This window comes from Pseudomonas sp. App30, from assembly GCF_047947025.1.
GTDB lineage: Bacteria > Pseudomonadota > Gammaproteobacteria > Pseudomonadales > Pseudomonadaceae > Aquipseudomonas.
On the sequence record NZ_CP133165.1, the window covers coordinates 2,347,142 to 2,364,985 of the forward strand.

At 63.3% G+C, this 17,844-nt stretch carries 17 protein-coding genes and 1 pseudogene; 10 read left to right on the top strand and 8 right to left on the bottom strand.

The window, feature by feature from the left end; genetic code table 11:
* Nucleotides 1-17 precede the first annotated feature (17 nt).
* The 4 genes and pseudogenes from metG to RAM80_RS10790 all read left to right on the top strand — a co-directional run bounded on the left by metG (nucleotide 18) and on the right by RAM80_RS10790 (nucleotide 3,760).
* Nucleotides 18-2,060, top strand: coding sequence for a methionine--tRNA ligase (gene metG, locus RAM80_RS10775; protein ID WP_416426381.1), 2,043 nt, complete (start codon nucleotides 18-20; stop codon nucleotides 2,058-2,060).
* Nucleotides 2,061-2,148: 88 nt separating this feature from the next.
* Nucleotides 2,149-2,680 (top strand): annotated as a pseudogene (rsxB, locus tag RAM80_RS10780) (electron transport complex subunit RsxB); the annotation flags it as partial.
* 154 nt (nucleotides 2,681-2,834) lie between these two features.
* Nucleotides 2,835-3,473 (top strand): endonuclease III, encoded by a 639-nt coding sequence (nth, locus tag RAM80_RS10785; RefSeq protein WP_416426382.1) that lies wholly within the window; start codon nucleotides 2,835-2,837, stop codon nucleotides 3,471-3,473.
* A 107-nt stretch (nucleotides 3,474-3,580) separates the two neighbouring features.
* On the top strand, nucleotides 3,581-3,760 hold the full coding sequence (locus tag RAM80_RS10790; RefSeq protein ID WP_416426384.1) for a PA3496 family putative envelope integrity protein: 180 nt from the start codon (nucleotides 3,581-3,583) through the stop codon (nucleotides 3,758-3,760).
* Nucleotides 3,761-3,804: 44 nt separating this feature from the next.
* Here RAM80_RS10790 and RAM80_RS10795 read toward each other — a convergent pair whose 3' ends face one another.
* The gene (locus RAM80_RS10795) at nucleotides 3,805-4,431 is read right to left on the bottom strand and encodes a response regulator (RefSeq protein WP_416426386.1); all 627 of its coding nucleotides are present in this window, start codon (nucleotides 4,429-4,431) and stop codon (nucleotides 3,805-3,807) included.
* 601 nt (nucleotides 4,432-5,032) lie between these two features.
* Here RAM80_RS10795 and RAM80_RS10800 point away from each other — a divergent pair.
* Nucleotides 5,033-5,713 (top strand): hypothetical protein, encoded by a 681-nt coding sequence (locus tag RAM80_RS10800; protein WP_416426387.1) that lies wholly within the window; start codon nucleotides 5,033-5,035, stop codon nucleotides 5,711-5,713.
* 67 nt (nucleotides 5,714-5,780) lie between these two features.
* Here RAM80_RS10800 and RAM80_RS10805 read toward each other — a convergent pair whose 3' ends face one another.
* Together RAM80_RS10805 and RAM80_RS10810 are read right to left on the bottom strand one after the other, a co-directional pair.
* Nucleotides 5,781-6,998, bottom strand: coding sequence for an argininosuccinate synthase (locus RAM80_RS10805; RefSeq protein WP_262147423.1), 1,218 nt, complete (start codon nucleotides 6,996-6,998; stop codon nucleotides 5,781-5,783).
* Between the two features lie 207 nt (nucleotides 6,999-7,205).
* On the bottom strand, nucleotides 7,206-8,150 hold the full coding sequence (locus RAM80_RS10810) for a flagellar protein MotY (RefSeq protein ID WP_416426389.1): 945 nt from the start codon (nucleotides 8,148-8,150) through the stop codon (nucleotides 7,206-7,208).
* A gap of 131 nt (nucleotides 8,151-8,281) precedes the next feature.
* Here RAM80_RS10810 and pyrC point away from each other — a divergent pair, with 131 nt between their 5' ends.
* The 5 genes from pyrC to RAM80_RS10835 all read left to right on the top strand — a co-directional run bounded on the left by pyrC (nucleotide 8,282) and on the right by RAM80_RS10835 (nucleotide 11,559).
* Complete coding sequence (gene pyrC, locus RAM80_RS10815) at nucleotides 8,282-9,328, top strand: dihydroorotase (RefSeq protein ID WP_416426391.1); 1,047 nt, start codon at nucleotides 8,282-8,284, stop codon at nucleotides 9,326-9,328.
* On the top strand, nucleotides 9,325-9,996 hold the full coding sequence (rnt, locus tag RAM80_RS10820; RefSeq protein ID WP_416426392.1) for a ribonuclease T: 672 nt from the start codon (nucleotides 9,325-9,327) through the stop codon (nucleotides 9,994-9,996). The genes pyrC and rnt overlap by 4 nt, the downstream gene beginning before the upstream one ends.
* A gap of 230 nt (nucleotides 9,997-10,226) precedes the next feature.
* Entirely contained in the window at nucleotides 10,227-10,445 is a 219-nt protein-coding gene (locus RAM80_RS10825; protein WP_008365903.1) for a bacterioferritin-associated ferredoxin, read from the top strand.
* A 201-nt stretch (nucleotides 10,446-10,646) separates the two neighbouring features.
* Nucleotides 10,647-11,123, top strand: coding sequence for a bacterioferritin (bfr, locus tag RAM80_RS10830; protein ID WP_416426394.1), 477 nt, complete (start codon nucleotides 10,647-10,649; stop codon nucleotides 11,121-11,123).
* A 253-nt stretch (nucleotides 11,124-11,376) separates the two neighbouring features.
* Nucleotides 11,377-11,559 (top strand): hypothetical protein, encoded by a 183-nt coding sequence (locus tag RAM80_RS10835; protein ID WP_416426396.1) that lies wholly within the window; start codon nucleotides 11,377-11,379, stop codon nucleotides 11,557-11,559.
* A 71-nt stretch (nucleotides 11,560-11,630) separates the two neighbouring features.
* On the opposite strand, the gene RAM80_RS10840 is transcribed toward RAM80_RS10835, so the two are convergent.
* The 5 genes from RAM80_RS10840 to cysM form a co-directional block, all read right to left on the bottom strand.
* The gene (locus tag RAM80_RS10840) at nucleotides 11,631-12,170 is read right to left on the bottom strand and encodes a DUF2058 domain-containing protein (protein WP_416426398.1); all 540 of its coding nucleotides are present in this window, start codon (nucleotides 12,168-12,170) and stop codon (nucleotides 11,631-11,633) included.
* 25 nt (nucleotides 12,171-12,195) lie between these two features.
* The gene (mazG, locus tag RAM80_RS10845) at nucleotides 12,196-13,029 is read right to left on the bottom strand and encodes a nucleoside triphosphate pyrophosphohydrolase (protein WP_416426399.1); all 834 of its coding nucleotides are present in this window, start codon (nucleotides 13,027-13,029) and stop codon (nucleotides 12,196-12,198) included.
* Nucleotides 13,030-13,160: 131 nt separating this feature from the next.
* Nucleotides 13,161-15,407, bottom strand: a complete 2,247-nt coding sequence (gene relA / locus RAM80_RS10850; RefSeq protein ID WP_416426401.1) for a GTP diphosphokinase — start codon at nucleotides 15,405-15,407, stop codon at nucleotides 13,161-13,163.
* An 85-nt stretch (nucleotides 15,408-15,492) separates the two neighbouring features.
* On the bottom strand, nucleotides 15,493-16,875 hold the full coding sequence (gene rlmD / locus RAM80_RS10855; RefSeq protein WP_416426403.1) for a 23S rRNA (uracil(1939)-C(5))-methyltransferase RlmD: 1,383 nt from the start codon (nucleotides 16,873-16,875) through the stop codon (nucleotides 15,493-15,495).
* The gene (cysM, locus tag RAM80_RS10860) at nucleotides 16,875-17,777 is read right to left on the bottom strand and encodes a cysteine synthase CysM (protein WP_416426405.1); all 903 of its coding nucleotides are present in this window, start codon (nucleotides 17,775-17,777) and stop codon (nucleotides 16,875-16,877) included. The genes rlmD and cysM overlap by 1 nt, the downstream gene beginning before the upstream one ends.
* Nucleotides 17,778-17,844 lie beyond the last annotated feature (67 nt).

Genomic DNA, 17,844 nt, shown 5'->3' on the forward strand with positions numbered 1-17,844 from the left:
CTAAGTAGCCGAGCCCCATGTCCGAGCCCCGCAAGATTCTCGTCACCAGCGCCCTGCCCTATGCCAACGGTTCGATCCACCTTGGCCACATGGTCGAGTACATCCAGACCGACATGTGGGTGCGTTTCCAGAAGCACCGCGGCAACCAGTGCACCTACGTCTGCGCCGACGACGCCCACGGCTCGGCCATCATGCTGCGCGCGGAAAAGGAAGGCATCACGCCAGAGCAGCTGATTGCCGGCGTGCAGGTCGAGCACAGCACCGACTTCGCCGACTTCCTGGTGGAGTTCGACAACTTCCACTCCACCCACGCCGAAGAGAACCGCGAGCTGTCCTCGCAGATCTACCTGAAGCTGCGTGACGCCGGCCACATCTCCCAGCGCTCGGTGACCCAGTACTTCGACCCGGACAAGCAGATGTTCCTGGCCGACCGCTTCATCAAGGGCACCTGCCCCAAGTGCGCGGCCGAAGACCAGTACGGCGACAACTGCGAGAAATGCGGCGCCACCTACGCGCCCACCGAGCTGAAGAACCCCAAGTCGGCGATCTCCGGCGCCACCCCGGTGCTCAAGGATTCCCAGCACTTCTTCTTCAAGCTGCCCGACTTCCAGGCCATGCTGCAGGAGTGGACCCGCAGCGGCACCCTGCAGGACGCCGTCGCCAACAAGCTGGCCGAATGGCTGGACAGCGGCCTGCAGGAATGGGACATCTCCCGTGACGCGCCGTACTTCGGCTTCGAGATCCCGGGCGAGCCAGGCAAGTACTTCTACGTGTGGCTGGACGCGCCGATCGGCTACATGGCCAGCTTCAAGAACCTGTGCGCGCGCCGTCCGGACCTGGACTTCGATGCCTACTGGGCCAAGGATTCCACCGCCGAGCTGTACCACTTCATCGGCAAGGACATCATCAACTTCCACGCCCTGTTCTGGCCCGCCATGCTCGAAGGCGCCGGCTACCGCAAGCCGACCGCGGTGAACGTGCACGGCTACCTGACCGTCAACGGCCAGAAAATGTCCAAGTCGCGCGGCACCTTCGTCAAGGCGCGCACCTACCTGGACCACCTGTCGCCCGAATACCTGCGCTACTACTACGCCTCCAAGCTGGGCCGTGGCGTCGACGACATGGACCTGAACCTGGAAGACTTCGTGCAGAAGGTCAACTCCGACCTGGTGGGCAAGGTGGTCAACATCGCCAGCCGCTGCGCAGGCTTCATCCACAAGGGCAATGCCGGCGTGCTGGTGGCCGAGAACGCCGCGCCGGAGCTGACCGACGCCTTCCTGGCCGCCGCGCCAAGCATCGCCGAAGCCTACGAGAACCGTGACTTCGCCCGCGCCATGCGCGAGATCATGGCCCTGGCCGACCGCGCCAACGCCTTCATCGCCGACAAGGCACCGTGGGCCCTGGCCAAGCAGGAAGGCAAACAGGCCGAAGTGCAGGCCGTGTGCGCCCTGGGCGTGAACCTGTTCCGCCAGCTGGTGATCTTCCTCAAGCCGGTGCTGCCACAACTGGCCGCCGACGCCGAGGCGTTCCTCAACGTCGCACCGCTGACCTGGGCCGACCACGCCACGCTGCTGGCCAACCACCAGCTCAACCCGTTCCAGGCGCTGATGAGCCGCATCGACCCGGTGAAGGTGCAAGCCATGGTCGACGCCTCCAAGGAAGACCTGGAAGCCGCCCAGGCCTCCAACGCCCCGGCCGGCAACGGCGAGCTGGTCAAGGAGCCCCTGGCCGCGGAAATCGAGTTCGACACCTTTGCTGCCGTGGACCTGCGCGTGGCCCTGATCGTCAAGGCCGAGCACGTGGAGGGCGCCGACAAACTGCTGCGCCTGACCCTGGACATCGGTGACGAGCAGCGCAACGTGTTCTCGGGCATCAAGAGCGCCTACCCGAACCCGGCCGAGCTGGAAGGCCGCCTGACCATGATGATCGCCAACCTCAAGCCGCGCAAAATGCGCTTCGGCATGTCCGAAGGCATGGTCATGGCCGCAGGCCCTGGCGGCGAAGAGATCTACCTGCTGAGCCCTGACAGCGGCGCCAAGCCGGGCCAGCGCATCAAGTAATACCCTTGTGGGAGCTGGCTTGCCAGCGAGCTTTTTGGGACACCTCAAAATCTCGCTGGCAAGCCAGCTCCCACAATTGTTCATGGCCATGCCGGACAGAAAGATGAGCCTGACCCAACGCATCGACGCCCTGCTGCCCCAGACCCAGTGCGGCAAATGCGGCCATGGCGGCTGCCTGCCCTATGCGCAGGCGATGTCGAGGGGCGACGCAATCAACAAATGCCCGCCCGGCGGCACCGAGACCCTCGCCGCCCTGGCGAACCTGCTGCAGGTGCCGGTCATCGCCCTGGACACCAGCCGCGGCAGCGCACCACCCCAGGTGGCCTATATCCGTGAAGCCGAATGCATCGGCTGCACCAAATGCATCCAGGCCTGCCCGGTGGACGCCATCGTCGGCGCGGCCAAGCTGATGCACACCGTGATCGTCGACGAATGCACGGGCTGCGACCTGTGCCTGGCGCCCTGCCCGGTGGACTGCATCGAACTGCGGCCGTTGCCAGCCAACGCCAGCGTGGCCATCGTCGGCGGCCTGGCGCAGACCGATGGCGAACGCCAGGCGCGCACCCTCAAGCGTGACCGCGCCCGCAGGCGTTTCGAACAGCGCAACGCGCGGCTGGCCAGCCTGGCCGCACGGCGCGAGGCCCAGCGCCCGGCGCCAGCCGCACAGGCGCCTGCGCCCACCGCCATCAGCGACCCGATACAAGCGGCCTTGGCGCGGATCAAGGCGCAGCAGGCCGCCACCGCCGACGCCCCGAACCCAGGACACCGTGACCGATGAACAACGTCAAACGCCGGGAAATCTTTCGCCGGCTGCATGAAGACAACCCCGAACCCAAGACCGAACTGGCCTACACCTCGGCCTTCGAGCTATTGATTGCGGTGATTCTGTCTGCCCAGTCCACGGACGTGGGCGTGAACAAGGCCACCGCCAAGTTGTACCCGGTGGCCAACACCCCGGCGGCCATCCATGCCCTGGGCGTGGAAGGCCTGTCCGAGTACATCAAGACCATCGGCCTGTACAACAGCAAGGCACGCAACGTGATCGAAGCCTGCCGCATGCTGGTGGAGCTGCACGGCGGCGAGGTGCCCCAGGACCGCGAGTCCCTGGAAGCGCTGCCCGGCGTGGGCCGCAAGACCGCCAACGTGGTGCTCAACACCGCTTTCCGGCAGCCGACCATGGCGGTGGACACGCACATCTTCCGCGTGGCCAACCGCACCGGCATCGCGCCAGGCAAGAACGTGCTGGAGGTGGAGAAGAACCTGCTCAAGTTCGTGCCCAGGGAATACCTGCTCGACTCCCACCACTGGCTGATCCTGCACGGCCGCTACGTGTGCCAGGCTCGCAAGCCGCGCTGCGGCAGCTGCCGTATCGAAGATTTGTGCGATTACAAGCACAAGACCTCCGACGATTGAAGGCTTATTGAAAAAGCTGACCAGGCGATTGAAAAAATCTTTTTTACGCGCGAAAGATTTACCGATATAAGGTGCGCCAATGGCACTGCAAGCCTGGAGTTGACTTTATGAGCACCGGTAAAGAAGAACTGGATGTGGAAGACGAGTTTGCCCCTGTCGACAACGATGAAGCCGAAGCCCCTGCGGAAACCGCAAAAACCAACCTGAGCAAGCGCCGCACCATCGACAACCTGCTGGAAGAACGTCGCCTGCAGAAGCAGCTGGCCGACTACGACTTCGATCTATAACCCTTTTTCCACCCTGCCCTTTCGCGCGCCGGCCGCGGGCCGGCTCACGCCAGGCCGTTGCGCTGCGCCAGCTCGATCAGGTCCACCAGCGACCGCGCATTGAGCTTGAGCAGCAGACGGGTCTTGTAGGTGCTGACGGTCTTGTTGCTGAGGAACATGCCGTCGGCGATTTCCTTGTTGCTCTTGCCCCGCGCCAACTGCTGCAACACCATCATCTCGCGGCCCGAGAGGCGCTCGATCATCTGCGACTCGGAAGCGTTGCCCAGGCTGGAGCGCACCGAATGCAGGGCCTGGTTGGGGAAGTAGCTGTAGCCTGACAGCACCGCCTTGATGGCACTGAGCAGCTCGGTCAGCTCCTGCTGCTTGCACACGTAGCCCGCCGCGCCGGTCTGCATGCAACGCATGGAAAAATGCCCGGGCATCTGCGAGGTCAGCACCAGCACCTTGGTGGCACGGCGCTCGCTGCTCAGGCGCGCCATCACCTCCAGGCCGTCGAGCTTGGGAATGCAGATGTCGAGTATGACGAGGTCCGGTTGGTACTCACGGGCCATTTGCAAGGCATCCACGCCATTGTTGGTTTCGCCGACCACTTCGTAGCAGTGGCGCTCCATCAGCATGCGCAACGCCAGGCGAACCACAGGGTGATCATCCACGATCAGCACTTTATTCATGGGAAAATCCAATTTTCGCTGTTCGAATTTTTAGAGCCCGCACAATAGCCTAGTCGTCCGGCACTTTGCATTGCGTCACTGCCAGCTACCTAACGGCAAAGACAAGACCTACAACCGAGAGAGACTATTCCTACAGAAAACCTCACTCCTTGAAGTTCTCTCCAGATTTTTCCGACAATTGGTAGCCCTACATTGAAAAATATCTGACACCAAGAAGCATTGCACATCGGTTTATGAGCAGCAATTGAGTATTTGCTTACAAGCCATTCATTCTGTGTCGGACAGCCAGACGGGCACATTATCCGACCTGCGGATAACGTCGTGGGGTGGCAGATACTGCTCACTGCCGTTGTCTCTCTTTATATCGAACTGTAAATAACCTTACACCTGTCACTTCCTGCAGATCCTCCTACAGGCCGGGCCCGGCGAGGCATCCAGCGGGAAAGCCGTTCCCGCCCCGACGGAAATGACAACTGAATAAATCGATATATTCGCAACATGCGCAAATAAAATAACTATACATAGCCGGTCGACCACCGCAGAAACTCTAGAATTCCAACGACAGATACGGCCCGGTAACAGGCCGTGCCAAGGAGTTTTCATGTCCAGCCCGCCGCCCCATACAAAGAACCCGCTGACCATCATTGCCATATTTGCCGCCATAGTCGAAGCGTCAGCCCTGGCCTCGCTGCCCTTTCTAAAGGACGACAGCCAGGACCTGTATACATGGTTCCTTATCGGCTTCCCGCCGTTCCTGACACTGTTGTTCTTTGTAACATTGAATTTCAACTACAAGGTGCTTTATTCCCCCTCCGACTTCAGCAACGAACAGGACTTCCTGGACATTGCCAAAGGCCAGCCGGCACCCGCCCAGGCTGGCAACACCAACACGCCTCCACCGCCGCTCCCGCCACCTTCGGCCGCCCCTGGCCACCCGCTGCCCGTTGCCGATGTGCCGGTGGTCCGCCAAGGCCGCAGCGAGGAGTTCCGGGCCCTGTACATCCTCGACTACAGCCATTTCACCAACGAGCAGGACCTGGACGCCATGATCAAGGAGATCTTGCGCCCCAAAGCGCCTGGGGAACGACATTTGATCATGCTGTATCGCCTGTCGCAGCTGCGCAGCCCGGTGAGCGTGGTGCTGGGGCACCTGCTGGGCAAAGCCTTCGAGCACAACGCCGAATGCACCATCAGCGCCTACGACCTGGATGAAGCCGCGCTCACCACGCTGAGCCGCCGCCAGGGCGGCCTGCCGGCCCGGCAAGCGGCGCCGCCGGCATGAAAACTGGCGCCCGGAAACGCGAAAGCCCCGGCAAGGGCCGGGGCTTTCGGGTGCAACCAAGGGGCAATCAGAACAGCTTGCGGCCCTTGTTGGCAGCGATGCGCATGCGCAGGGCGTTGAGCTTGATGAAGCCCGCCGCGTCGGCCTGGTTGTACGCGCCACCATCTTCCTCGAAGGTAGCGATGTTGGCGTCGAACAGCGAGTCGTCGGACTTGCGGCCGGTGACGATGACGTTGCCCTTGTACAGTTTCAGGCGTACCACGCCGTTCACGTTGACCTGGGAGGCGTCGATCATCTGTTGCAGCATCAGGCGCTCAGGGCTCCACCAGTAGCCGGTGTAGATCAGGCTGGCGTACTTGGCCATCAGCTCGTCTTTCAGGTGAGCGACTTCGCGGTCCAGGGTGATGGACTCGATGGCACGGTGGGCGCGCAGCATGATGGTGCCGCCAGGGGTTTCGTAGCAGCCACGGGACTTCATGCCCACGTAACGGTTCTCGACGATGTCCAGACGACCGATGCCATGGGCGCCGCCGATCTTGTTCAGGGTCGCCAGCACGGTGGCCGGGGTCATCTCGACGCCGTCCAGCGCGACGATGTCACCGTTGCGGTAGGTCAGTTCCAGGTACTGCGCGGTGTCCGGAGCGTTCTCTGGCGAGACGGTCCAGCGCCACATGTCTTCTTCGTGCTCGGTCCAGGTGTCTTCCAGCACGCCGCCTTCATAGGAGATGTGCAGCAGGTTGGCGTCCATCGAGTACGGGGACTTCTTCTTGCCGTGACGCTCGATCGGGATCGCGTGCTTCTCGGCGTAGTCCATCAGCTTCTCGCGCGACAGCAGGTCCCATTCACGCCAAGGGGCGATCACTTTCACGCCTGGCTTGAGGGCGTAGGCGCCCAGCTCGAAACGTACCTGGTCGTTGCCCTTGCCGGTAGCGCCGTGGGAAATGGCGTCGGCGCCAGTTTCGTTGGCGATCTCGATCAGGCGCTTGGCGATCAGCGGACGGGCGATGGAGGTACCCAGCAGGTACTCGCCTTCATAGACGGTGTTGGCGCGGAACATCGGGAACACGAAGTCACGCACGAATTCTTCGCGCAGGTCGTCGATGTAGATCTCTTTCACGCCCATGGCTTGCGCCTTGGCACGTGCAGGCTCTACTTCTTCGCCCTGACCCAGGTCAGCGGTGAAGGTCACCACTTCGCAGTTATAAGTGTCCTGCAGCCACTTGAGGATCACCGAAGTGTCCAGGCCGCCGGAATACGCCAGAACGACCTTGTTTACGTCCGCCATGCCATCACTCCACGGGGTTGTACGGAAAGCCGATTAGTCTACCGTTCAAACCCGCAGAATTACAGAGGCGCGACAGCAAATGACGATGAAGCGACAATAACTTTCGCCTCGGCGACCCCGTAGCCGCTGCCGACAGGCTGCGCTGGCCCCTTCATACACGGGAGTTTTCCGGCGAGGCATAGGGCCAGCGCAGCCTGCCGGCAGCGGCTACAGTTGCGCGGGAGGCTTGGGTTGCGCCGGGCCCGGCTGCGCAGGCGCCTGCTGCACCGCCTCAGGCGGCACCGCTGGCTTGTCCGCCGCGGCCACCCGCGACAGCTGGATGTTCACCCGGCGGTTGAGCGCCCGGTTGGCGGCATTGGTGTTCGGCGCTACCGGGAACTGCTCGCCATGGAAGCGCATGACGATGTCGGACTCCGGCACGCCGGCGGCCTTGAGGTAATCCATCACCGCCAGGGCGCGGCGGCGCGACACGTCGCGGTTGGTCAGGCGGTTGCCGCTGTTGTCGGAGTGGCCGTCCAGTTCCACATGGTTCACCGTCGGGTCGGCCTTCATGTAGGCCAGGATGGTGTCCAGGCGCCGCTTGGCGGCCGCGTCCAGGTCATTGCCGCCGCCGGGGAAGCCCACCTGGGTGCGGCTGACCTGGTCGAAGTTCATCGGCAGCAGCTTGGTGGTGCAGGCCTGGAAGTCGCTATAGCCCTGGCTGAATTTCACCGGCAGCACGCGCACTTCGGTCGGCCGCCCGGTGGTGCCGGAAAAGGTGCGGATGACGGTGCTGCGGCCCTCGATCAAGCCGCCGATCAGGCGGCTGGCCTGGCCCTGGGAGCTGCTGAACAGCGTCGCGCCGTCACCCATGCGCACCGCCCCCAGGTTGATGTCGCCACGCCCTGGCTGCCACGGCGCGGCGGCGGCCAGCAGGGTCGCCGAGCCACGGCCGAGCAGGCGGCTGCTGGACTTGAGGCTGAACACGGCGCCCTCGCCCGCGCGCTGGACGAACTCACCCGAGCCGAAGTCGGTGATCGGCTGGACAAGACGGCATTCGAACTGGTCGCCCTCGACCTTCCACTCGACGTTCTCCAGGCGGGTCTGGAAAGTGATAGCCATGGCGGGCAGGCTGGCGAAGATACTGAACAGGGCTAGATAACGCTGGCGCACGGGAGGCTCCACAGATTTGTACCACATACCCTCGGGCTATCGGACGTCATCGGCAAAACTTGATAGCGAGTGCCTGCCGAGGCCATTTGCGGTAGCATTCCCCCGAGTTCGAACCGCCTGGAACCCCCCCAATGTCCGACCGCCTGACCCTCCTGCGTCCCGATGACTGGCACATCCATCTTCGCGATGGCGCCGTGCTGCCCCACACCGTCGGCGACGTCGCGCGCACCTTTGGCCGCGCGATCATCATGCCCAACCTGGTCCCACCCGTGCGCAACGCCCAGGAAGCCGACGCCTATCGTCAGCGCATCCTGGCCGCACGCCCGGCCGGCAGCCAGTTCCAGCCGTTGATGGTGCTCTACCTCACCGACCTGACCACCCCCGACGAGATCCGCGCCGCCAAGGCCAGTGGCTTCGTGCACGCCGCCAAGCTGTACCCGGCCGGCGCCACCACCAACTCCGACTCGGGCGTGACCAGCGTCGACAAGATCTTCCCGGTGCTCGAAGCCATGGCCGAAGTGGGCATGCTGCTGCTGGTGCACGGTGAAGTGACCCGTGGCGAAGTCGACGTGTTCGACCGCGAGAAGCAATTCATCGACGAGCACATGCGCCGCGTCGTGGAACGCTTCCCGACGCTGAAAGTGGTGTTCGAACACATCACCACCGGCGATGCCGTGCAGTTCGTCAACGAGGCCTCGGCCAACGTGGCGGCCACCATCACCGCGCATCACCTGCTGTACAACCGCAACCACATGCTGGTGGGCGGCATTCGCCCGCACTTCTACTGCCTGCCGATCCTCAAGCGCAACACCCACCAGGTGGCGCTGCTGGACGCGGCCACCAGTGGCAGCCCGAAATTCTTCCTGGGCACCGACTCGGCGCCCCACGCCCAGCACGCCAAGGAATCGGCCTGCGGCTGCGCCGGCTGCTACACCGCCTATGCGGCGATCGAGCTGTACGCCGAGGCCTTCGAGCAGCGCAACGCACTGGACAAGCTGGAAGGCTTCGCCAGCCTGTTCGGCCCGGCCTTCTACGGCCTGCCGGTGAACACCGACACCATCACCCTGGTCCGCGAAGAGTGGACTGCCCCGGCCAGCCTGCCGTTCGGCGAGCTGTCCGTCATCCCGCTGCGCGCCGGTGAAAAACTGCGCTGGCGCCTGCTGGAGCAAAACGCGTGAGTGAAGACCAATTCGACGAAGACCTGGACAGCGGCAGCAGCGCGTCGCGCCACCCCATGGCGGCGCGTTTCCGCGGCTACCTGCCAGTCGTGGTCGATGTCGAGACCGGCGGCTTCAACAGCGCCACTGACGCCCTGCTGGAGATCGCCGCGACCATCATCGGCATGGACGAGATGGGCTTCCTGTACCCCGAGCACACCCTGTTCTTCCGGGTGGAGCCGTTCGAGGGCGCCAACATCGAGGCCGCCGCACTGGAGTTCACCGGCATCAAGCTGGACCACCCGCTGCGCATGGCGGTGAGCGAGGAGTCGGCGCTGACGGAAATCTTCCGCAGCATCCGCAAGTCGCTGAAGTCCAACGGCTGCAAGCGCGCGGTGCTGGTCGGCCACAACGCCAGCTTCGACCTGGGGTTCCTCAACGCCGCCGTGGCGCGCAACGACCTCAAGCGCAACCCGTTCCACCCCTTCTCCAGCTTCGACACCGCCACCCTGGCGGGCCTGGCCTACGGCCAGACCGTGCTGGCCAAGGCGTGCCAGGCCGCCGACATCGACTTCGATGGCCGCGAGGCCCACTCGGCGCGCTACGACACAGAGAAGACCGCCGAGCTGTTCTGCGGCATCGTCAACCGCTGGAAGGAAATGGGCGGCTGGGAAGATTTCGATCATTGATTGCGCCTCTCTGATCACTTCGTGATCATTGTGGGAGCTGGCTTGCCAGCGAGTTTTTGCCTCTGCAAAGCTCGCTGGCAAGCCAGCTCCCACATTTCTTTCCCCATCCAGCCTCCCTGAATGACCGCTCATCGACCCTCACGCTTTATAGAGCGAAGTTGTTTTGACAAGCATTCTCATTACGATTAGTCTCACCGCACCAAGACGACACAGCGACGGTGTGTACCCCTATGTATGTTTGCCTCTGCCAAGGTGTGACCGACGGTCAGATCCGTGACGCGATCTATGAAGGATGCTGCAGCTACAAGGACGTCCGCCAGACCCTGGGCGTGGCCTCACAATGTGGCAAATGCGCGTGCCTGGCCAAGCAGGTGGTGCGTGAAACCCTCACCGAACTGCAAGCCACCCAGGCCGCCCTGCCCTACCCGGTAGAATTTACCGCCGCCTGATTCACCGAATTCAAAGGAACCGGACCCAGTGTCCGGTTTTTTTATGCCTGCAATTCAAGTAGTTACGCGCTGGATGCAGAACTCAAACATTCTTATTCCGATTAATTTTTATATATTATTCAATAACTTAGGTTTGACAGCCGAAGTTGTCGGGCTCAAACTTCCTGAATTGGCACACTTCAACCAGGACAGGACCCCACCATGAAAGGCGATATCAGCGTCATCCAGCATCTCAACAAGATCCTCGGGAACGAGCTCATCGCCATCAACCAATACTTCCTGCATGCGCGCATGTACGAAGACTGGGGCCTGAACAAGCTGGGCAAGTTCGAGTACAAAGAGTCCATCCAGGCCATGAAGGACGCTGACAAGCTGATCAAGCGCATCCTGTTCCTGGAAGGCATCCCCAACCTGCAGGAACTGGGCAAGATCCTGATCGGCGAGCACACCCGCGAAATGCTGGAATGCGACCTGAAGATCGAGCGCAAGGCCCATGGCGACATCAAGGCCGCCATCGCCCACTGCGAAACTTCCGGCGACTACGGCAGCCGCGAAATGCTGGAAGACATCCTCGAAGACCAGGAAGAGCACATCGACTGGCTGGAGACCCAGCTGGGCCTGATCGACAAGGTCAGCCTGGAGAACTACCTGCAGTCGGGCATGGGCGACGACGAATAACGTCCCCCTTCCCCCAAGAGCCCCGCCTTCGCGGGGCTTTTTTGTTCCATAAAACAATATGAAGATACTTTCATGAACCCCGAGCAGGGTGCGACAAACCGCCGCAGGCCGCCTGGGCCGGGGCTTTCGGCCATTCGCGCAGTTCCTGCAAAAAACCCTTGCAGAAATCGAGTGTTTACTTAGGAAGCTAACAAATTCTATAAAAGAGTCATGCAGAGCCTTGCTGCATAACTTGAGAAATTGGAGCTTTCAAATGACTGTAAAAGTAACCGAACGCGACGATTCACATATGTCTCACGAAGGCGTGGCCGCTGGCATCCGCATCTGGGACGTATACCAACAAGACCTGCTGGTCGGCATGTTCCACAACGAGAACGACGCCCACAGCTATAAGGCCGAACTGGAAAACCTGGAAGCGCAACGCACCCAGCAGTAAGTCACCTTTCCAACTTTACTGCCTTCAATAAAAAACCCCGCCTCGGCGGGGTTTTGTTTAACGGGCGTGGCTTACCACATCAGGTCATCCGGGATGACGTAGGCGGCATACGGGTCATCCGCGTCCGGCTCTTCGGTCACCACGTTCAACAGCACGATACGTTCGGGCGCGCGCTCCTGGATCTTCAGGGCCGCCTCGCGCGGGATCACTTCGTAGCCACCGGCGTGGTGCACGATAGCCAGGGAGCCTGAGCTCAGCTTGGCGCGCATCAGGGTGTTGACCGACAGGCGCTTGACCTTCTTGTCGTCGACGAAGTTGTAGTAGTCCTCGGTGTTCAGCTTGGGCAGGCGCGACACCTCGATCAGCTGCTTGACCTGGGCGGCACGGGCCTTCTGCTCGGCCTTTTCCTGCTGCTGGCGGTTCAGCTCCTGGTCACGCTTGACCTTCTCGGCCATGGCTTCCTTGGCCAGGCGCTGCTGGGTGTCGTCGACTTCGACCTGGCCCTTCTGCTCCAGGCGTTTCTGTTTCTGCTGGGTCTTGCTGGCTTGCTTGACCTGTTTCTGGTTGACCAGACCGGCTTTCAGCAATTGGTCACGAAGAGAGATGCTCATGTACGGGCTCACTTATGCAACGGGCTCAGCCACAGCTGGGCAGGTTCTTTTCCTGACGTTTGGCCTCGCCCCACAGGGCGTCCAATTCTTCCAGGGTGCAATCTTCAATGGGACGGTGGGTGTCGCGCAATGCCTGTTCGATAAAACGGAAGCGCCGCTCGAATTTGCCGTTGGCGCCACGCAGGGCGTTTTCCGGGTCGACCTTGAGGTGCCGCGCCAGGTTGACCACGCTGAACAGCAGGTCGCCGACCTCCTCGGCCACCGCGGCCTGGTCGTCGCCGGCCATGGCCTCCAGCACCTCGTCCAGTTCTTCGCGCACCTTGTCCAGCACCGGGAGCGCTTCAGGCCAGTCGAAGCCAACGCCGGCAGCGCGCTTCTGCAGCTTGGCCGAACGGGCCAGGGCCGGCAAGGCGTGGGGCACGTCGTCGAGCAGGGATAGCTGCTCGGGGGCCGTGGCCTTCTCGGCGCGCTCCTGGGCCTTGATCTCTTCCCAGCGGTGCTTGACCTGCTCCTCGCTCAGGCGGGGGGTGTCCAGGGGCGCATAGAGGTCGCCGGTGGGGAACACGTGAGGGTGGCGACGGATCAGTTTGCGGGTGATGCTGTCGACCACGCCGTCGAACTCGAAGCGCCCTTCCTCGCGGGCCAGCTGGCTGTAGTACACCACCTGGAACAGCAGGTCGCCGAGTTCGCCCTGCAGGTGTTCGAAATCGCTGCGCTCGATGGCGTCGGCGACCTCGTAGGCCTCCTCCAGGGTGTAGGGCACGATGGTGGCGTAGGTCTGCTTGATGTCCCACGGGCAGCCGTGTTGCGGGTCGCGCAGGCGGGCCATGAGGTGTAGCAGGTCTTCAAGTGAGTACATCAATCAGCCTCGGTACATGCCCTGTGGGAGCTGGCTTGCCAGCGAGCTTTTGGGGGCCTCAAAAGCTCGCTGGCAAGCCAGCTCCCACAGGTGTTCTCAAACCCTGACAGGTTCAGTGTCAGGATCGTAACTCATGGGGTACGGTTGCGGCGGGTCTCGATGATGTTCGGCAACTGCGAGATACGCCCCAGCAGGCGCCCCAGGGCGTCCAGGCCAGGAATCTCGATGGTCAGCGACATCAGCGCGGTGTTGTCTTCCTTGTTCGAGCGGGTGTTCACCGCCAGCACGTTGATGCGCTCGTTGAGCAGCACCTGGGAGACGTCACGCAGCAGGCCGGAACGGTCGTACGCACGGATTATGATGTCCACCGGGTAGGTGAGCACCGGCACCGGGCCCCAGCTGACCTGGATGATGCGCTCCGGCTCGCGGCCGGCCAGCTGCAGCACCGAGGCGCAGTCCTGGCGGTGAATGCTCACGCCGCGGCCCTGGGTAATGTAGCCAACGATGGCATCGCCCGGCAGCGGCTGGCAGCAGCCGGCCATCTGCGTCATCAGGTTGCCCACGCCCTGGATCTGGATGTCGCCGCGCTTGCCCGGCTTGTAACCGGTGCTGGACTTGCGCGGTATCAGTTCCAGCTGCTCGTTGCCGCGCTCCGGCTCCACCAGCTGCTGGGCCGAATTGACCAGGTGCGCCAGGCGCAGGTCGCCGGCACCGAGGGCGGCGAACATGTCCTCGGCGGTCTTGTGGTTGGCTTTCTCGGCCAGCTGCTCGAAGTCCACCTGGGGCAGGCCCAGGCGGCTGAGTTCGCGCTCCAGCAGGGTCTTGCCGGCCGCCACGTTCTGGTCGCGGGCCTGCAGCTTGAACCAGTGGACGATCTTCGCCCGGGCGCGCGAAGTAGTCACGTAGCCCAGGTTGGAGTTCAGCCAGTCGCGGCTCGGCGTGCCGTGCTTGCTGGTGATGATCTCCACCTGCTCGCCGGTCTGCAGGCTGTAGTTGAGCGGCACGATGCGCCCGTTGATCTTGGCGCCACGGCAGTTGTGGCCGATCTCGGTGTGCACCCGGTAGGCGAAGTCCAGCGGCGTGGCGCCCTTGGGCAGGTCGATGGCGTGGCCGTCGGGGGTGAAGACGTAGACGCGGTCAGGCTCGATGTCCACGCGCAGCTGTTCGGCCAGGCCGCCGATGTCGCCCAGTTCCTCGTGCCATTCCAGCACCTGGCGCAACCACGAGATCTTCTCTTCGTAGTGGTTGGAGCCCGACTTGACGTCGGTGCCCTTGTAGCGCCAGTGCGCGCACACGCCCAGCTCAGCTTCCTCGTGCATGGCGTGGGTGCGGATCTGCACCTCCAGCACCTTGCCTTCGGGGCCGATCACGGCGGTGTGCAGCGAGCGGTAGCCGTTCTCCTTGGGGTTGGCGATGTAGTCGTCGAACTCCTTGGGAATGTGCCGCCACAGGGTGTGGACGATGCCCAGCGCGGTGTAGCAGTCGCGCATTTCCGGCACCAGCACGCGCACCGCACGCACGTCGTAGATCTGGCTGAACTCCAGGCCCTTGCGCTGCATTTTGCGCCAGATGGAGTAGATGTGCTTGGCGCGGCCGCTGATGTCGGCCTTGACGCCGGTGGCCAGCAGCTCGTTCTGCAGCTGGGTCATCACGTCGCTGATGAAGCGCTCGCGGTCCAGCCGCCGTTCGTGCAGCAGCTTGGCGATCTGCTTGTACTGGTCGGGCTCCAGGTAGCGGAAGGACAGGTCCTCCAGCTCCCACTTGATGTGGCCGATGCCCAGGCGGTGGGCCAGCGGCGCGTAGATGTCGAACACCTCGCGGGCCACGCGGTTGCGCTTCTCCTCGTCGGCGTTCTTCACCGCGCGGATGGCGCAGGTACGCTCGGCCAGCTTGATCAGCGCCACGCGCACGTCGTCGACCATGGCGACGAGCATCTTGCGCAGGTTTTCCACCTGGCCCTGGCTGCCCAGCACCAGCGACTGGCGCGGGCTGAGGCTGGCGCTGATGGCGGCCATGCGCAGCACGCCGTCGATCAGCTTGGTGACCACGGCGCCGAAGCGCTCGCCGACCTCGGCCAGGGTCACCCGGCCTTCGCGCACGGCGCGGTAGATGACCGCGGCCACCAGGGTGTCCTGGTCCAGCTTGAGGTCGGCGAGAATTTCGGCTATTTCCAGGCCGGCCTGGAAACACGACGTGCCGTCGGCCCAGGAATGCTTGGCCATGTTGCCTTGCTGCTCGGCCTGCAGGGCGAACTCGCACGCCGCCTTCAGGGCCTCACGGTCCAGTGCCAGGTCGACACTGACAATGTGGTCCAGCCATGCATCGAGATTGATACTGCCGTCAGTGTTGATCGGCTGGTGTGCTCTCACCTGTACCATCTTGTTTACCTTCCCTATGACACGTTGCTAACGCATCAACAGATCGCTGGCTTTGACCTTCGCTGGGCCGGCGAAGGACTTGCTTTCAAGCACCAGTCGGATTAGACGGACCGTCCTGGTCCGCTTCAAATAACGCCATCGCCTCGACATGCGCTGTCTGGGGGAACATGTCGAGGATTGCGGCACGTTTTAACCGGTAGCCCTGCTTGATCAATTCGACCGCGTCGCGAGCCAAAGTTGCCGGGTTGCAGGACACATACACCAATCGCTTGGCACCCAATGCCGGCAGGTTCCTGACCACCTCGAACGCACCGTCGCGCGGTGGGTCCAAGAGTACCGCAGAAAAGCCCCCGGCGGCCCAGTCGGCGCCAGCCAGCGGCTGGGACAGATCGGCCTGAAAAACCTTCACGTTATCCAGCTTGTTGCTCTGGGCGTTGGCCTGCGCGCGGTCCACCATGGCCTGCACGCCTTCCACCGCCACCACCTCGGCCACCCGTGTGGCCAGCGGCAAGGCGAAGTTGCCCAAACCACAGAATAGATCCAGCACGCGCTCCTGGGGTTGCGGCTCGAGCCAGGCCAAAGCCTGTTCGATCATCGCGGTATTGACCCCTTCGTTCACCTGCACGAAATCGCCCGGGCGGTATGCCAGGGTCAGGTCCCACGGCGCCAGGGCAAAACCCAGCGTGGCATTGGTATCCACCGGTTGCGGCGCGCCTTCGCCTTGCAGCCACAGCTGGGCGCCGTGCTGGGCGCAGAACGCCAGCAGGGCTTGCAGGTCGGCGTCGGGCAACGCTGCGGTATGACGCACCAGCACGCACAGCGCGGTGCCGGCGAACAGTTCCACATGGCCGATGGCCTGGGGTTTGTTCAAGCCGGCCAGCGCCGCGGGCAGGCCGCTCATGATCGGTTGCAAGGGCTGTACCAGCACCGGGCACTCATCAATGGCGACGATGTCCTGGCTGGCGGCGGCGCGGAAGCCGACGTCGAGCTTGCGCGCCTTGATGTCCCAGCGCACGGCCACGCGGGCACGGCGGCGGTAGGCGAATTCGGGCCCGGTGAGGGGCGCGTCCCACTGCAGCGGGGCGATATTGCCCGCACGCTGCAGGTGCTCGGCGAGCATGCGCTGTTTCAGCGCCAGCTGCTCTTCGCGGGGCACGTGCTGCACACTGCAACCGCCGCAGCGGTCGGCATGCTTGCAGGATGCAGGGCGGCGCATGGCGCTGGCCTTGAGCACCTTTTCGGTGCGTGCTTCCACCACCTTGCCGTGGGCGTTGAGCACCCGGGCTTCCACCTGCTCGCCCGCCAGGGCGCCCAGCACGAACCAGGTGCGGCCTTCGAGGAAGGCGATGCCGCGGCCATCGTTGCTCAGGCGCTCGATGTCCAGGCGCTGTTTCTTGCCGGTAGGGACCTGCACGGCGCGCTGCCCGCCCGTGGGCTGGAAGCGCAGGCCGACGTTCTTCTTAGCCATCAGTTGGTCGCATCGAAAATGCCGCTGGACAGGTAGCGGTCGCCGCGGTCGCAGATGATCGCGACGATGGTGGCGTTTTCCACTTCCCGGGACAGGCGCAGCATGGCCGCCACGGCACCGCCCGAGGACACGCCGCAGAAGATGCCTTCCTCGCGCGCCAGGCGGCGGGTGACGTCCTCGGCTTCGGCCTGGGCCATGTCGACGATACGGTCGACGCGGTCGGCCTGGTAGATTTTCGGCAGGTATTCGGTGGGCCAGCGACGGATGCCAGGGATGGCCGAGCCTTCCATCGGCTGCAGGCCGACGATCTGCACGTTGGGGTTCTGCTCCTTGAGGTAGCGCGAAGTGCCCATGATGGTGCCGGTGGTGCCCATGGAGCTGACGAAATGGGTGATGGTGCCGTTGGTCTGCCGCCAGATCTCCGGGCCGGTGCTCACGTAGTGGGCCTCGGGGTTGTCGCCGTTGGCGAACTGGTCCAGCACCTTGCCGCGGCCTTCGGCCTGCATGCGCTCGGCCAGGTCGCGGGCGCCTTCCATGCCCTGCTCACGGGTCACCAGGATCAACTCGGCGCCGTAGGCGGTCATGGCCGCCTTGCGTTCGGCAGTGGAGTTGTCGGGCATGATCAGGATCATCTTGTAGCCCTTGATCGCTGCCGCCATGGCCAGGGCGATGCCGGTGTTGCCGGAGGTGGCCTCGATCAGGGTGTCACCGGGCTGGATCTGGCCACGCGCTTCGGCACGGCTGATCATCGACAGCGCCGGGCGGTCTTTCACCGAACCTGCCGGGTTGTTGCCTTCGAGCTTGAGCAAGAGAATGTTGCTGGTCTCGCCGGCCAGGCGCTGCAAGCGCACCAGCGGCGTGTTGCCGACGCAATCGGCGATGGTTGGGTACTGCAGGGTCATGGCGTCTTCGCAATCCGGACTGCGGGGGCGCCTATCATACCGGCAAACGCCCCAAGGCCATATCACG

What these genes read in the sequence shown, in the direction of transcription:
- metG (WP_416426381.1), top strand. Translation starts at nt 18, where the DNA reads ATGTCCGAGCCCCGCAAGATTCTCGTCACCAGCGCCCTGCCCTATGCC.
- nth (WP_416426382.1), top strand. Translation starts at nt 2,835, where the DNA reads ATGAACAACGTCAAACGCCGGGAAATCTTTCGCCGGCTGCATGAAGAC.
- RAM80_RS10790 (WP_416426384.1), top strand. Translation starts at nt 3,581, where the DNA reads ATGAGCACCGGTAAAGAAGAACTGGATGTGGAAGACGAGTTTGCCCCT.
- RAM80_RS10795 (WP_416426386.1), bottom strand. Translation starts at nt 4,431, where the DNA reads ATGAATAAAGTGCTGATCGTGGATGATCACCCTGTGGTTCGCCTGGCG.
- RAM80_RS10800 (WP_416426387.1), top strand. Translation starts at nt 5,033, where the DNA reads ATGTCCAGCCCGCCGCCCCATACAAAGAACCCGCTGACCATCATTGCC.
- RAM80_RS10805 (WP_262147423.1), bottom strand. Translation starts at nt 6,998, where the DNA reads ATGGCGGACGTAAACAAGGTCGTTCTGGCGTATTCCGGCGGCCTGGAC.
- pyrC (WP_416426391.1), top strand. Translation starts at nt 8,282, where the DNA reads ATGTCCGACCGCCTGACCCTCCTGCGTCCCGATGACTGGCACATCCAT.
- RAM80_RS10825 (WP_008365903.1), top strand. Translation starts at nt 10,227, where the DNA reads ATGTATGTTTGCCTCTGCCAAGGTGTGACCGACGGTCAGATCCGTGAC.
- bfr (WP_416426394.1), top strand. Translation starts at nt 10,647, where the DNA reads ATGAAAGGCGATATCAGCGTCATCCAGCATCTCAACAAGATCCTCGGG.
- RAM80_RS10835 (WP_416426396.1), top strand. Translation starts at nt 11,377, where the DNA reads ATGACTGTAAAAGTAACCGAACGCGACGATTCACATATGTCTCACGAA.
- RAM80_RS10840 (WP_416426398.1), bottom strand. Translation starts at nt 12,170, where the DNA reads ATGAGCATCTCTCTTCGTGACCAATTGCTGAAAGCCGGTCTGGTCAAC.
- mazG (WP_416426399.1), bottom strand. Translation starts at nt 13,029, where the DNA reads ATGTACTCACTTGAAGACCTGCTACACCTCATGGCCCGCCTGCGCGAC.
- relA (WP_416426401.1), bottom strand. Translation starts at nt 15,407, where the DNA reads ATGGTACAGGTGAGAGCACACCAGCCGATCAACACTGACGGCAGTATC.
- rlmD (WP_416426403.1), bottom strand. Translation starts at nt 16,875, where the DNA reads ATGGCTAAGAAGAACGTCGGCCTGCGCTTCCAGCCCACGGGCGGGCAG.
- cysM (WP_416426405.1), bottom strand. Translation starts at nt 17,777, where the DNA reads ATGACCCTGCAGTACCCAACCATCGCCGATTGCGTCGGCAACACGCCG.